General features: G+C 62.3%; 1 protein-coding gene. It reads left to right on the top strand.

Features of this window, described 5'->3' with window-relative positions; genetic code table 11:
• Positions 1 to 48: 48 nt before the first annotated feature.
• Positions 49 to 329, top strand: a 281-nt coding sequence (locus EN850_RS34790; protein ID WP_136093017.1) for a glycosyltransferase family A protein, incomplete at its 3' end; no start/stop codon positions are given.

The following is a 329-nucleotide window of genomic DNA, read 5'->3' as shown; positions in this document are numbered from 1 at the left end:
GTCAGACCCATCCGACAAACATCAGAACCGACCGGCAGTGGCAGCCCGATGTCGAGCGAAGACGTTCCGCTGATTACAGTGATCACGCCGACGCACAATCGGCGCAGCCAGGTCGTGCGCGCGGTGGAAAGCGTTCTGGCGCAGACGCTTACCCACTTTGAGCACATCGTGGTCGACGATGGTTCGACCGACGGAACCGCTTTGGCCCTGGCCGAAATTCGCGACCCGCGGCTGTTCTATGTCGGTGCGAAATGGCGAGGCGCCAATGCTGCGCGCAACGCCGGCATCGAGCGCGCGCGAGCTCCGATCGTGACTTTCCTTGATTCGGA

This window comes from Mesorhizobium sp. M8A.F.Ca.ET.207.01.1.1 (genome assembly GCF_004794715.1).
GTDB lineage: Bacteria > Pseudomonadota > Alphaproteobacteria > Rhizobiales > Rhizobiaceae > Mesorhizobium.
Note: the sequence above shows the minus strand (reverse complement) of the source record. Positions and strands in the feature narration are given on the sequence as shown.